Genomic DNA, 12,772 nt, shown 5'->3' with positions numbered 1-12,772 from the left:
CTTGTCCTGATTTAAATTTAATCCACTATAAGCTTTATCGGTCATATGAAAGGCCGTCTGAAAAACCACCGCCCTTGATTGCGGTTTTTCAGACGGCCTTTCCGTATATCCGCCGTTGGGGCGATTAATGGTAAACCTCTCCTTCATGCTTCAACCAACCGTCGGGGTGCCTGCCCTGGGGGTCGCGGTGTGTCCAATGGATGACGCCGCCCTGTCCGCTCCATTCGTATTCGCCGTAAAAAGCAACCTCGTCGCCTTTTTTCAGCCCTTTGATTTTGGGAGCCAAGTCGATATTGTGCGCCACCAAAACAGTCTGCCCGCTGTTTAAGCGTAGGATAAACCGCTGGTGCCGCGAACCTTTATTGTCGTCCGGTAAAACCTTTGCCACCACGCCCCGTCCTTCGATTTGAAAATCGCTTTCGCGCCTTTCGAAGGCCGTCTGAAGGCGGCTGTCGCTGCCGGAGGATGAAGCCTGGATGGAAGATGCGGGTTGTGTCGGGGAGGCAGGTGGATTAAACGGTATTTGCCCGCCTTGTCCGTCGAAAAAGTACAAGGCAACCGCCGCTGCGGCAATCAGCAAAACCGGCAATAGTTTTTTTCTTTCATTTCAGACGGCCTCATCTTTCTGCGGAATAAAAGGGAATGCCGCCGTCCTGCAATTGTTTTTCCACGGCGGCGGGCAGCGGCCGGTCGGAAAACACCTTGTCAAACTCCGTGATGGCGGCCACGCGCACCAAGGCGGTACGGCCGGTTTGATTGTGTTCGACCGAGAGATAACGTGTCCGCGCGTTCTGCATCATGGCCTGCATCACGCTGACTTCTTTAAAATCAAAATCCAGCAGCGAGCCGTCGGCTTCGATGGACGACGAACCGAGAATGGCATAATCGGCTTTAAACTGGTTGATGAAATCCACCGTCGCCACGCCCGTAATGCCGCCGTCCACCGGCCGGACCACGCCCGATGTGATGATGACGGTGTAGTCGCTGCGGCCGGATGCCAAGGCGGCTACATGGATGTTGTTGGTGATGATGCGCAGGTTGCGGTGATTTTTAATCAAGGCCGCCGCCACGGCTTCTATGGTTGCCCCGATGCTCATAAACAGGCTGGAGCCGTCGGGAATTTCTGCCGCAATCAAATCGGCGATATGGGCTTTTTCATTCTGCTGCCGTTTTTTTTGCAGCAGGTAGGTGTCGTTCAGCGCGGCATCACCCAAAGTCGCCCCGCCGTGATAGCGTTGCAGCAGGCCGTCTGCGCACAGTTCGCCGATGTCGCGGCGTATGGTTTGCGGCGTAACATCCAATTCGGAGGCTAAAGCCTCTACCGGCATAAAACTGCGCTCCCGCACCAAACGGATGATTTTTTCATGGCGTTGGCGTTTGTGTCTCATATATTTTACCCTGCTGGCAATGGAAAACCCGGCCGGATGCAATCCGACGGTAAAAAGGTCGGATGATAACAGCACTGCCAATCAGGAAGATAAGATTTTTTTCAAACCGCCCTACCCGCTCCCTTTCTCACACTGGATGCTGTTGGAATTTTGCAGAATGCCGTATTCCGTTCCCCTGCCGCTCCGAATGGTGGGGATAGGGCTTCTTGCCGCTGTTTTCGATAAACTTTGAGGCTGCCCGAGTCATCCCGGACAGCCCCGTCCCTATTTTTTGCAACTGCTTTTAACGTTCAGCCATCAAGCCGCTTTGCGGTGGTAATGCCGTAGCGCGTGTTCTTTGCGCCGTCCGCTATTGAAGGCGGATACGCGCTTCAGGTAGCCGATGACGCGGGTGCCGTAGTCGATGTCGTGCGAACTGCAGGCGGAACAAGCGTGCAAGGTGCGTTTGTCGATATGGCCGCATTCGTTGCAGATGGTGATGCGCACGTTCACGCAGAAGTAGTTGCAGCCGGTTTGTGCGGCGATGTCCAAGAGCGAGCGGTAACCGGATTCGGGCAGGGCTTCGTCAAGATTCAAGTGCAGCGCGGAGCCGCCGTCGAGCCAATCCACCAGTTCTTTACCGTGCAGCAGGAATTTGTCGAGCGCGTTGATTTCTTCGTCTTCGACGACGTAGAAATAGGAGTTGTAGCATTCGCGGCTGACTTTGTAGCCGTCGGCTTTGTCCCATTTGGCGTTTTTCACGCCGAGGTTTTCGGCGGGGACAAACTCGGTATTGAACTTCACGCCGTAGTGTTTGCTGGCGGCTTGGTTGGCTTCGAATATGGTTTTCAGACGACCTTGGACGAAGTTGATGTAATCGTCGTTGTAGCCGACCTTGATGCCTTGCGATTCGGCGGCTTCCGCCATGCCGTTGATGCCGATGGTGAGGAACTGTTTGTCCAGCGTGATGAAGCCTGCATCGTAAACGGGCAACATTCCGGCGGCTTGGTATTCTTCCATCAGTTTGCGGTAGGCGTATTGGTATTTGTGGATTTTGGCCACTTCGGCGGCAAGGTCGCGCCCGTCTTGCTCCAATCGGTTCATATTGATGGTGATGACGTTGATGGAACCGGTCGCCACGCCGCCCGCGCCGAGTGTGTAACTGAAGGTGCGGTCTTCGATGGCGTTACGCAGGCGGCAGCAGGAAGCCAACGAGTCGGGATTGTCGGAAAGATAGACGAAGAAGGAATTGCCTTCCGCCAACTCTTTCGCCATTTCGTCGGCGAACACGGTGTCTTTGCATTTGCCTCCGTCAGTCAGCATCGCGGCGGTAACTACAGGGAAGGTCAAAACGGCTTTGGTGCGCTCCTGATTGAACCATTTGAGGAAGAAGTTTTGCAGCTTCGCCACGCTCGCCCACACCGGTTTGCTGAAATCGGGGAAGACGAAATCGCCGAACATCGCGTCGAAATAGTATTGATCGTAAACGGAAATATTCCAAAAAACGCTCTGATAGCCGCGCGCGGCGGCGGGCTGGTTGATGCTGTACACCACCTGCTGCATATGGTTGGCGATTTCTTTGCCGTGGGTTTCCAAATAATCGTCGCCGTAGTCTTTGCGGGCGAAGTAGTCGAAATAAGTCAGAAATTCTACCGTAGCCACCGCGCCGGCAAACTGCGCGCTGATGGCAAACACAAGGTTGATAAACGAGCCGCAAAACGAAGCCAAATGTTGCGGCGCTTTAGATTCGCCGCCGAGTTTGCTTAAGCCGTCGAGCAGGAAGGGATACAGCGTAACCGACACACAATAAGGCTTGAGGCTGGTTTCGTCGTGCACATAAATCTCATGTGCCTCAATCTGGCGGATGTATTCGTCGGCGACGGATTGGTCGAAAATTTCGGCGATTTTGCGCGACACTTGGGCGCGGTTAATCTGCACGAAAAAGTCTTTCATGATTTCCGCTTCCATTGTGGCGATGTTTTTCTGGGTAACGTTGGCGTTGGCGTCCATTTTCGAACCGTCCGCCGCGTTTTGCGCGCTGATGTAGTCGTGCATGAATTGCAGTTTGCCGTTTAACTGTTCGGGATGCAGCCGAATCATGTTAAGTCCTCCTGTGTGGGTTGGATAAAAAGCCTCAGGCCGTCTGAAAAGCGGCCGCCTGCGGCTGAGTCGTAATCGGGATGATTTTGGGCGCGGGTTTGTCTTTGATAAACAAGCGGTTCAACACCTCACCCGTGCGCAAATCGATAAACTTCTGATTGGTCGTCAGGCTGTCTAAGCCGCCCAGCTCCATCTGCCAGCGACCGGTTTTCAGATACGTCAGATAAGGCAGGATGCCGTCTGAAACCGCTTCCAGCTCCTCACGCTCCAAACCGGTGTACAAACAGGCTTTCAAACCCGCCTGCGTCACGATGCCCAACATTTTCTGCAAGGCTTCCGGCTGCCATTCCCCGCCCATAAACAACACGCAGCTAATCAGCCCGCGATAGCGTTTCAGACGACCTCTCAAATAATCCTCGGTCAATTCCGTGCCGATACCCTCTTTCCACGCATCGGCACTGTGGCAGCCCTTGCAGCGCAGCGGACAGCCTGAAAACAAAAACGCCAGCGACACTTCGCTCGGCACTTCCTGCCATACGATTTGCTCGATTGTGAATTTCAACATTTTCATAACTCAAATACTAGATATAGTATTTTTTATACGTTTTTAATACCATATCTAGTATTTTATCGACAGGTTTCGCTTATTGCAATCATGCTAATTGTAAAATTTAATATTCGCTTATTTTTATTGGAATATTTGTCAAAAACTATTTTCATAAGTTTCGATAACAATTTGGAACAGTCGGAAAAAACAGGTTTATGATGGAAACCCATTCATCGGATACGGGAATAGAATGATGGAATCGAAAAAACAAGAGGCAGCCCGGGCAATAGGCCGTCTGAAAAACAAAACAACCGACCAAGAACGTTTGCAGGGCTGGCGGGAAGCCTGTGGCAAGCAGCATTTGAGCGGGGAATTCGCCCTCAGCACCAAACTCAACGGAGAAGCCTATACGGAAGAAGAAGCAAGGATGGTGGCCGAATTGTTTGGACGCTAACGGAAATGATATGATGCGCAGCCGTTATCCAAAACGGAACCACCGCAGGTTTCTGCAACGGCAGCCCGTATGAAATACGAACATAATGAAAAGGAAAATATGATGTTATTGAGCAATATTGAAACCGTTCCCGGCCGCAACGTCGTCCGCCATTTGGGATTGGTCCAGGGTTCGACCGTTCGCGCCAAACACGTCGGACGCGATTTTATGGCCGGCTTGAAAAACCTGGTTGGCGGCGAACTGAAAGGTTACACCGAGCTTTTAAACGAAGCCCGTGATGAGGCGATTGCCCGTATGATCGAACAGGCGCGTCAGGCCGGGGCCAATGCCGTGGTAAATGTGCGCTTTTCCACCGCATCCGTAGCGGCAGGGGCTGCCGAAATCTTTGCCTACGGTACGGCTGTGGTTTTGGAATAGGAGGCGGCGATGTCGAACGACAACGATGGGTTCTCCGTCATCCTGTTGCTGGTGTACCTGTGGCCGGTTTGGCTGCTGATTATCACTTATTTCACCGGCCGCCATATTGAGCGGAAGCATTATGCCGATATCGAGGCGCGGGAAGCTGCGCTGCGGCATATTATGGTGATTGCCGTAAAAAAACCGCCGCAGGACTTTAGCAGCGGGGAATTGGTTTACGCGGGAGTCGTCGTTTCCAGCGATTATTTCCGCCGTATGCTGGCAGCGTTCCGCAATTTTTTCGGCGGCAATATCCGCAGCTACGAAACCTTGCTCGACCGCGCACGGCGCGAAGCCGTACTGCGTCTAAAAGAACAGGCCGCAGCGAAAGGGGCAAATGCCGTGTTGAACTTCAAATTGGAAACGGCCTCTTTAGGCAATATCCACCAGCCGCAGCAAGGAGGTGCGGTCGGTACGGTTGAAGTCTTGGCTTACGGCACGGCAGGACGGCTGTCTCAGCAGGCTCAAACTCCGCATCAATGATATAGGTAATAAAAGGCCGTCTGAAATTTTCAGACGGCCTTTTATTGTTTCCAAACCAAATTACAGGGCATCTTTCAAAGATTTGCCGGCACGGAATTTTGGCGTTTTGGCTGCAGCAATGGTCAGCGGCTCGCCGGTTTTAGGATTGCGGCCTTGACGCTCCGCACGCTCGCCCACGTAGAAAGAACCGAAACCGACCAAAGTTACGGTATCGCCTTTTTTCAGGGCTTCGGTAATGGCATTGACCATACCGTCCAATGCTTTGGCGGCTGCAGCTTTAGAAATGTCGGCTTCTTGAGCCATTGCTTCGATCAATTCAGACTTGTTCACGGTTAAGTCCCTTTCTGTCGTCTAAAAAATAAAGGATTCCAAAATAAACCCTGCTTTGGAATGCGGATTGCTTATGGCGCGCCTTTATAACAAGGCTGAATTTGCCGTGTCAAGGCAAAAGGCATAAACGGGGGGCTTTTTCAGCCAAATTGCCCGCCGCCGGTGCCTTTTGCAACACAATACAATCAGACTCAGTGTCTACGGACTTTTGCACTTGACTTTGGCTTTGAACCGCCCACTTGTCCGTTATCGGCGTTTTCAGCTGTTTCGGGCTGGTATTCCAAACCCAACGCCAAAACTTCGTCTATCCATTTCACCGGATGAATCGTCAGACCTTCCTTTACATTGTCCGGAATTTCTTCCAGGTCCTTCACATTGCCCTGCGGTATCAAAACATGTTTGATACCGCCGCGCAAAGCCGCCAACAGTTTTTCCTTCAAACCGCCGATGGGCAGCACTTCGCCACGCAGTGTAATCTCCCCGGTCATGGCCACATCGGCGCGCACGGGAATATTGGTGAATGCGGAAACCATGGCCAAAGTCATGCCTATGCCCGCGCTGGGCCCATCTTTCGGGGTTGCACCTTCGGGAACATGGATATGGATGTCGTGTTTTTCATAAAAATCGGCGGCCAGCCCTAATCCGTCTGCACGAGAGCGAACGACACTCCACGCGGCGGTAATCGATTCCTGCATCACATCGCCCAGTTTGCCCGTGCGAACAATATTGCCTTTGCCTTTCAAAGCCACTGCTTCGATGGTCAGTAATTCGCCTCCCACTTCCGTCCATGCCAGGCCGGTAACCTGTCCGACCCGATTTTCACTTTCGGCCACACCGAAATCGTAATGGCGCACACCGAGATAATCAGACAAATTTTCAGCATTGACGACTATGGCCTTTGGTTTGCTTTTGCGCGTTTTCGTTTTCTGTGCGTCTTCCGCCAATTGTGCGGCCATTACACCTTTGCGGCAAATTTTGGCGATTTCCCTGTCCAGAGACCGTACGCCTGCTTCACGGGTGTAATAGCGCACGATGTCGCGCACGGCATCTTCCTCAATCCGTATTTCGCCTTCGCGCACACCGTTGCGCTCCATTTGCTTGGGAACCAGATACTGCATGGCAATACTGATTTTTTCATCTTCTGTGTAACCCGACAAACGAATGATTTCCATACGGTCGAGCAAGGCCGGCGGAATATTCATGCTGTTTGAAGTGGCGATAAAAAGCACATCGCTCAAATCGTAATCGACTTCGACAAAATGATCGGCAAACGAATGATTTTGCTCGGGATCGAGGACTTCCAGCAGCGCGCTGGCAGGATCGCCGCGGAAATCATTGCCGAGTTTGTCGATTTCATCGAGCAGGAACAACGGGTTTTTCACTCCGGCCTTAATCATGCCCTGAATGATTTTGCCCGGCATCGAACCGATATAGGTACGGCGGTGGCCGCGGATTTCGCTTTCATCCTTTACGCCGCCCAAAGCCATGCGGATATACTTCCTGCCCGTCGCTTTGGCAATTGAGTGGCCGAGCGAGGTTTTACCGACACCCGGAGGGCCGACCAAACACAAAATCGGGCCTTTGAGTTTGTCGCTGCGCTTTTGCACAGCCAGATATTCCAAGATGCGCTCTTTCACTTTTTCCAAGCCGTAATGGTCGGCATTCAGCACCAAATCGGCCTTGGCAATATCTTTAATCACGCGGGTCTTTTTCTTCCACGGCAATTCCAGCAGGGTGTCGATATAGTTCCGTACCACTGTCGATTCCGCCGACATCGGCGGCATCATTTTCAATTTTTTCAATTCCGACAAAGCCTTGTCTTCAGCTTCTTTGCTCATGCCTGCGGCTTTGATGTCGGCTTCCAGCTTGTCCAGCTCGGCACGTTCGTCTTCCTCGCCCAATTCCTTATGGATGGCTTTAACCTGCTCGTTCAAGTAATACTCGCGCTGGGATTTTTCCATTTGCCGCTTCACACGGCCGCGGATACGTTTTTCCACCTGCAGAATATCGAGTTCGGCATCAAGCTGGCCGAGCAGGAATTCCATCCGTTCGGCCACATCGACCTTATCCAAAACCACTTGGCGCGACTCCAATTTCAACTGCAAATGGGCAGCAATGGTGTCGGTCAGACGGCCGTTGTCCTCAATTCCGGAAATCGTGCCCAACACTTCCGCCGGAATCTTTTTGTTCAGCTTGGCAAACTGGTCGAATTCATTCAACAACGTGCGGCGCAATGCCTCCATATCCCGATCCGGCTGGGAAACTTCTTCAACTTCTTCCACATGGGCGAAAAAATAATCGCCGGCGTTTTCCACCGTCAGCGCACGGGCGCGGCGGATACCTTCCACCAACACCTTTACTGTGCCGTCAGGAAGTTTCAACACCTGCAGGACATTGGCCACCGTCCCCATTTTGTGCAGGCTGTCGGCTTTAGGTTCTTCATCATTCGGATTTTTTTGCGCGAGCAAAAAAACCGGCTCGTCGTTTTCCATTGCCTGCTCCAGTGCGGCAATCGATTTGGCGCGGCCGACAAACAGCGGCAGAACCATATGGGGGTATACCACCACATCGCGCAACGGTAATAAAGCCAGTGCACGGTAATCATCGGAGAATTGGGTTTTAGCCATAGTTTTTGCTTCCTTTACGAATCTAAGGGCGGGAAATTGGGCTGTACCTTATTTTTTCAAGGCTTGAATTTAGGCCGTCTGAAACTTATTTAAGGCAGACTTCAAACGCCGATTGCGCTAGAATACGCACCGTTATTTTTCAGATGGCCTTCCATTACTTACAGACCGTCTGAAAACCAGCAAGGAACTAAAAATGACTGAAAAAAAACAAAGCCTCATCGAATTTCCGTGTAATTTTCCGATTAAAATTATGGGTGACAAACACCCCGACTTTCCCGCCAAAGTGCTGGAAACCGTGCAACAGCACGCCCCTGATGCCGAACACGGCCACATGACTATACGCGATAGCAGCAGCGGCAATTATCAAAGCATCACCATGCCGGTAAATGTCGGAAGCCAGGAACATCTCGACAACATCTACCGCGCCCTGACTGCCCATCCGATGGTGAAAGTCGTACTGTAATGAAGACCGTACAACTCGGCCGGCGCGACTACGCACCCGTGTTCGAAGAAATGAAACGCTTCAACGACAGGCGCACCGCCGATACCGAAGACGAACTGTGGGTGGTAGAACACAACCCAGTCTTTACCCAAGGCTTGGCCGGCAAACCCGAACACCTGCTGATACGCGACGACATACCCGTCGTCCAAATCGACCGTGGCGGGCAAATCACCTATCACGGCCCCGGCCAACTGGTGGTCTATACCATGATAGATTTCAAGCGGCGTAAAACCTCCGTCCGCAACATCGTATCCGCGCTGGAAAACAGCATCATCGATACCCTGTCCGACTACGGCATCACCGCCAACGCCGACCCGCAACGCCCCGGCGTATATGTGCAAGGCAAAAAAATCGCCTCCCTCGGCCTACGGATAAAAAACGGCTCGGTTTACCACGGCCTGGCCCTCAATATCGACATGGACCTGAGCCCTTTCACCCACATCAACCCCTGCGGCTACGCCGGTTTGGAAATGACACAAATCGCCGAACACGTCCGCCCTGCTCCGTCCTTCGGCGAAGTAGCAGAAAAACTGACGGGCTATTTGGAAGGCCGTCTGAAAACGAAAGCACCACACGAATGACTACAGAAACAAACCCTCTCGACAACCGGCAAGGCGTCAAACACACCGGCGCATCAAAAACCGCCCGCATCCCGATCAAAGTCGTTCCGCTGGAAGAAAAACTGAAAAAACCGGAATGGATACGCGCCAAACTGCCGAATCCAAAGAAATTTTTCGAAATCAAAGACATCCTGCGCGAACAAAAAATGCATACCGTCTGCGAGGAGGCCGCCTGCCCCAACATCAGCGAATGCTTCAGCAAAGGCACGGCCACCTTCATGATTATGGGCGACATGTGTACGCGCCGCTGCCCCTTCTGCGCCGTTGGACACGGCAGACCAAACCCGCTCGATCCCGAAGAACCGCAAAACTTAGCCAACTCCGTCCGCGCCATGAAACTGCGCTACGTCGTCATCACATCGGTAGACCGAGACGACCTGCGCGACGGAGGTGCACAACACTTTGCAGACTGCATTACCGCCATCCGAGAAGCCAGCCCCACTACCAAAATCGAAATCCTAGTACCTGATTTCCGCGGCCGCCTAGACATTGCATTAAAAATTTTGGCGCAAACCCCGCCCGACGTAATGAACCACAACCTCGAAACACACCCGCGCCTCTACAAACAGGCACGGCCGGGCGCGGATTACAAACACTCGCTCGAACTTCTACGCCGCTACAAAGAAATGATGCCGCACATTCCAACCAAATCCGGCATCATGGTCGGCTTGGGCGAAACAGACGATGAAATACGCGAAATCATGGATGACATGAGGGCGCACAATATCGAAATGATTACCATCGGCCAATATCTGCAGCCTTCAGACGGCCATCTACCCGTTTTGCGCTATGTTACCCCCGATATGTTCAAACAATTTGAACGTGAAGCATACGCCAAAGGCTTTACCAACGCCGCTTGCGGCGCAATGGTACGCTCCAGCTACCATGCCGACGAACAAGCAGCCGAAGCACTGCGCGAATGCAACCACTAAAACCATTTTTCAATGAAATAGGTTATTTATTTCCATAAAAGTCAGCTTTCACATCGACAGCTGTGCTTTTTGTTGAAGTACAACCCAAGCATAAATACAGGCCGTCTGAAAATTATCGTTTCAGACGGCCTTTTGCTTACTAATATAATCCTAATTCAAGAAAACGGAAGAATTATTAAAGAAACTCTTTTAAACGCCCAAGACATCTACGGCATGACGCCGCTGCATTACGCAATGCGAGCAGAAAACGGAGATGCGGCCATGGTACTGCTGGAGGCCGGAGCGGATCCGAACATCGAAACCTATGCCGACCAAGGAATTCCTTTGGCCATGATAGGCGGCATCCCCGACAGACTGGACGTTTTAAAAGCCATGTTGGACAAAGGTGCAGATGTGTATCACCCTGTCAAGAATGCAAATATGTCGCTATTGGATTTTATGAAGACTTATTTTTCCGATGACCAAAGTTTGAAACCAATTATTGCCCTAATGGAGCAATATGCCTGATGTGCCATAGGCAAGAACATAAATAATTTATTAAAATCAAGGAGTAAATAAATGATAAATGATTTGGAAATTTATAGGCAGAAACAGCTTGAATATCAAAATGATTTAGGTATGTTAATTGTGATAGCAAATCGGTATGGAGATACCGACTTTCTGAAAAAAATGGTGGAAGAAGGAAAACTGGATCCTTTAAGGGTCAGTGAGCCCGAAAAATGGAATAGCCTGCATAGGGCTAATATTTGGAATCCGTCATCACCTGAAACTATACGGTTTTACATAAACAAAGGCGTTCCCGTAAACGCCCAAGACATCTACGGTATGACGCCGCTGCATTACGCGATGCGGGCAGAAAACGGGGATGCGGCCATGGTGCTGCTGGAGGCCGGAGCGGATCCGAACATTGAAACCTATGCCGACCAAGGAATTCCTTTGGCCATGATAGGCGGCATCCCCGACAGACTGGACGTTTTAAAAGCCATGTTGGACAAAGGTGCAGATGTGTATCACCCTGTCAAGAATGCAAATATGTCGCTATTGGATTTTATGAAGACTTATTTTTCCGATGACCAAAGTTTGAAACCGGTTATCGCCCTAATGGAACAATATGCCTAATGTGCCATAGGCAAGGATAGCTTTTCCCCGGAATCCCGTACTATTTGACAAGAGGCCGTCTGAAAGCAGGAAATCCGTTTCAGACGGCCTTTTACTTGCCAAACTTTGTGCATTCCTTATTATTTTCGATAACAACTGCATCAGTCCTCATTTCTCGACTAGTACCTACGGACAATAGCCCCAAAAGATTCTAACGTTTTATCATTTATAACAGCATCGCATGATTTACCCCAGGACTCTAATAACAGGAGAGTGTCCTCCGATTCCAGAGATGCCTTACCACAACCTTTGAAAGCATATTGATGTCAAACCATATGGAACAACGATCAGACTATGCCATTGCTGCCGTGGTGTACGCCGATGAAGGCGACGCTGCGATAACAGCATTATGGCAAGCCGTCCGTCAGTTGCAACAAAACGGATGGCGTGTAGCCGGCCTACTGAATCCGATAGATGACAACGGCAGGCACTGCAATTCGGAACTGGCTTCAGTTGCAGACGGCCGGCGCTTTCCCATCTTCCAAAATCTCGGCCGCCATGCGGACGGCTGTAAACTGGACTCCGGCGCATTGGCAACTGCCGGCTCGGTGATTCGTGAAGCCATAGAGGAAGGTGTGGATTTGGTGGTAATCAATAAATTTGGCCATGCCGAAATTGATAACCGCGGCTTGTTGTCGGAATACCTTGCCGCTGTCAGTTGCGGCATTCCCGTTTTGACCACCTTGCACAGCAAATACCTGCCGGACTGGAGAAGTTTTTCGGGCGGACAGGGCGGAGAATTGCCCGCAGATAGCGATGCGGTTCTTGCCTGGGTCAATCAATGCGGTAATCGAAGCCTGCCTTAAAAAATCACTGCTGCCTGGCAGACCACCTTATTTACATACGCGTTTTCAATTTTATGGCCTTTTTATGGCCATGATGCCGGCTCTTTTCACGACCTTCCTCATTTTCAAGAAAACAAACGCAACGCATTTTCCCGCCCTTGCCCGATACTTCCAAAGTAGTATGCACTTTCACTCTTTCAGCCAGCCTTTTCCCCTTATTTTGCTGTCTCGGGCTACGCTTTCTATGCATATTTTTCTTGTGTGTGCTCCTATAAACTCCTAAGCGTCAAAAATCTTTTTAAAACAAGCTACCGTTACCGCCCCATTAACGGCTATGTTCAAACGGCTTATTTAGACAGGCCGTCTGAAAACCAAACCAAAAGAGACCTTTGCAAAATTCCTTTTCCTCAG

At 51.1% G+C, this 12,772-nt stretch carries 15 protein-coding genes; 9 read left to right on the top strand and 6 right to left on the bottom strand.

What is annotated here, in order from left to right:
* Positions 1-124: 124 nt before the first annotated feature.
* The 4 genes from HMPREF3107_RS10720 to nrdG all read right to left on the bottom strand — a co-directional run bounded on the left by HMPREF3107_RS10720 (position 125) and on the right by nrdG (position 4,038).
* Complete coding sequence (locus HMPREF3107_RS10720; RefSeq protein ID WP_083284688.1) at positions 125-580, bottom strand: DUF3465 domain-containing protein; 456 nt, start codon at positions 578-580, stop codon at positions 125-127.
* Positions 581-617: 37 nt separating this feature from the next.
* Positions 618-1,388 (bottom strand): DeoR/GlpR family DNA-binding transcription regulator, encoded by a 771-nt coding sequence (locus HMPREF3107_RS10715; RefSeq protein ID WP_049250430.1) that lies wholly within the window; start codon positions 1,386-1,388, stop codon positions 618-620.
* A gap of 297 nt (positions 1,389-1,685) precedes the next feature.
* Positions 1,686-3,467 carry an anaerobic ribonucleoside-triphosphate reductase gene (gene nrdD / locus HMPREF3107_RS10705; protein ID WP_070455377.1) on the bottom strand — a complete coding sequence of 594 codons (1,782 nt, stop codon included), beginning with the start codon at positions 3,465-3,467 and terminating at the stop codon, positions 1,686-1,688.
* 34 nt (positions 3,468-3,501) lie between these two features.
* Complete coding sequence (gene nrdG, locus HMPREF3107_RS10700) at positions 3,502-4,038, bottom strand: anaerobic ribonucleoside-triphosphate reductase activating protein (RefSeq protein WP_070455376.1); 537 nt, start codon at positions 4,036-4,038, stop codon at positions 3,502-3,504.
* Between the two features lie 229 nt (positions 4,039-4,267).
* Between nrdG and HMPREF3107_RS10695 the strand changes: the two genes are divergently transcribed.
* The 3 genes from HMPREF3107_RS10695 (at position 4,268) to HMPREF3107_RS10685 (ending at position 5,407) form a co-directional block, all read left to right on the top strand.
* Positions 4,268-4,468, top strand: coding sequence for a hypothetical protein (locus tag HMPREF3107_RS10695; protein WP_070455508.1), 201 nt, complete (start codon positions 4,268-4,270; stop codon positions 4,466-4,468).
* Between the two features lie 69 nt (positions 4,469-4,537).
* Positions 4,538-4,885 carry a YbjQ family protein gene (locus HMPREF3107_RS10690; protein WP_234404440.1) on the top strand — a complete coding sequence of 116 codons (348 nt, stop codon included), beginning with the start codon at positions 4,538-4,540 and terminating at the stop codon, positions 4,883-4,885.
* Between the two features lie 9 nt (positions 4,886-4,894).
* Positions 4,895-5,407 (top strand): YbjQ family protein, encoded by a 513-nt coding sequence (locus tag HMPREF3107_RS10685; RefSeq protein WP_070455374.1) that lies wholly within the window; start codon positions 4,895-4,897, stop codon positions 5,405-5,407.
* A 60-nt stretch (positions 5,408-5,467) separates the two neighbouring features.
* Here HMPREF3107_RS10685 and HMPREF3107_RS10680 read toward each other — a convergent pair whose 3' ends face one another.
* On the bottom strand, positions 5,468-5,737 hold the full coding sequence (locus tag HMPREF3107_RS10680) for an HU family DNA-binding protein (protein ID WP_003770633.1): 270 nt from the start codon (positions 5,735-5,737) through the stop codon (positions 5,468-5,470).
* Between the two features lie 191 nt (positions 5,738-5,928).
* Positions 5,929-8,364 (bottom strand): endopeptidase La, encoded by a 2,436-nt coding sequence (gene lon / locus HMPREF3107_RS10675; RefSeq protein ID WP_070455372.1) that lies wholly within the window; start codon positions 8,362-8,364, stop codon positions 5,929-5,931.
* 193 nt (positions 8,365-8,557) lie between these two features.
* Here lon and HMPREF3107_RS10670 point away from each other — a divergent pair, with 193 nt between their 5' ends.
* From HMPREF3107_RS10670 to HMPREF3107_RS10645, 6 genes are all read left to right on the top strand, one after another.
* Entirely contained in the window at positions 8,558-8,827 is a 270-nt protein-coding gene (locus tag HMPREF3107_RS10670) for an HP0495 family protein (RefSeq protein ID WP_070455370.1), read from the top strand.
* Positions 8,827-9,447, top strand: coding sequence for a lipoyl(octanoyl) transferase LipB (gene lipB, locus HMPREF3107_RS10665; RefSeq protein ID WP_070455367.1), 621 nt, complete (start codon positions 8,827-8,829; stop codon positions 9,445-9,447). The genes HMPREF3107_RS10670 and lipB overlap by 1 nt, the downstream gene beginning before the upstream one ends.
* Complete coding sequence (gene lipA / locus HMPREF3107_RS10660; protein ID WP_070455365.1) at positions 9,444-10,418, top strand: lipoyl synthase; 975 nt, start codon at positions 9,444-9,446, stop codon at positions 10,416-10,418. The genes lipB and lipA overlap by 4 nt, the downstream gene beginning before the upstream one ends.
* Before the next feature lie 69 nt (positions 10,419-10,487).
* Positions 10,488-10,925, top strand: coding sequence for an ankyrin repeat domain-containing protein (locus HMPREF3107_RS11995; protein ID WP_070455363.1), 438 nt, complete (start codon positions 10,488-10,490; stop codon positions 10,923-10,925).
* Positions 10,926-10,976: 51 nt separating this feature from the next.
* Positions 10,977-11,537 (top strand): ankyrin repeat domain-containing protein, encoded by a 561-nt coding sequence (locus tag HMPREF3107_RS10650; protein ID WP_070455362.1) that lies wholly within the window; start codon positions 10,977-10,979, stop codon positions 11,535-11,537.
* A 314-nt stretch (positions 11,538-11,851) separates the two neighbouring features.
* The gene (locus HMPREF3107_RS10645) at positions 11,852-12,382 is read left to right on the top strand and encodes a DUF2478 domain-containing protein (protein ID WP_246828633.1); all 531 of its coding nucleotides are present in this window, start codon (positions 11,852-11,854) and stop codon (positions 12,380-12,382) included.
* The last annotated feature ends 390 nt before the right edge of the window (positions 12,383-12,772 follow it).

Source organism: Neisseria sp. HMSC31F04, assembly GCF_001807735.1.
GTDB classification, from domain to species: Bacteria; Pseudomonadota; Gammaproteobacteria; order Burkholderiales; family Neisseriaceae; genus Neisseria; species Neisseria elongata.
This window is presented reverse-complemented; position numbering and strand designations above follow the sequence as displayed.

Bases quoted from the DNA above. Each gene is read 5' to 3' on its own strand.
- HMPREF3107_RS10715 (WP_049250430.1), bottom strand. From the start codon at position 1,388: ATGAGACACAAACGCCAACGCCATGAAAAAATCATCCGTTTGGTGCGG.
- nrdD (WP_070455377.1), bottom strand. From the start codon at position 3,467: ATGATTCGGCTGCATCCCGAACAGTTAAACGGCAAACTGCAATTCATG.
- nrdG (WP_070455376.1), bottom strand. From the start codon at position 4,038: ATGAAAATGTTGAAATTCACAATCGAGCAAATCGTATGGCAGGAAGTG.
- HMPREF3107_RS10695 (WP_070455508.1), top strand. From the start codon at position 4,268: ATGGAATCGAAAAAACAAGAGGCAGCCCGGGCAATAGGCCGTCTGAAA.
- HMPREF3107_RS10690 (WP_234404440.1), top strand. From the start codon at position 4,538: ATGAAATACGAACATAATGAAAAGGAAAATATGATGTTATTGAGCAAT.
- HMPREF3107_RS10685 (WP_070455374.1), top strand. From the start codon at position 4,895: ATGTCGAACGACAACGATGGGTTCTCCGTCATCCTGTTGCTGGTGTAC.
- lon (WP_070455372.1), bottom strand. From the start codon at position 8,364: ATGGCTAAAACCCAATTCTCCGATGATTACCGTGCACTGGCTTTATTA.
- HMPREF3107_RS10670 (WP_070455370.1), top strand. From the start codon at position 8,558: ATGACTGAAAAAAAACAAAGCCTCATCGAATTTCCGTGTAATTTTCCG.
- lipB (WP_070455367.1), top strand. From the start codon at position 8,827: ATGAAGACCGTACAACTCGGCCGGCGCGACTACGCACCCGTGTTCGAA.
- lipA (WP_070455365.1), top strand. From the start codon at position 9,444: ATGACTACAGAAACAAACCCTCTCGACAACCGGCAAGGCGTCAAACAC.
- HMPREF3107_RS10650 (WP_070455362.1), top strand. From the start codon at position 10,977: ATGATAAATGATTTGGAAATTTATAGGCAGAAACAGCTTGAATATCAA.
- HMPREF3107_RS10645 (WP_246828633.1), top strand. From the start codon at position 11,852: ATGGAACAACGATCAGACTATGCCATTGCTGCCGTGGTGTACGCCGAT.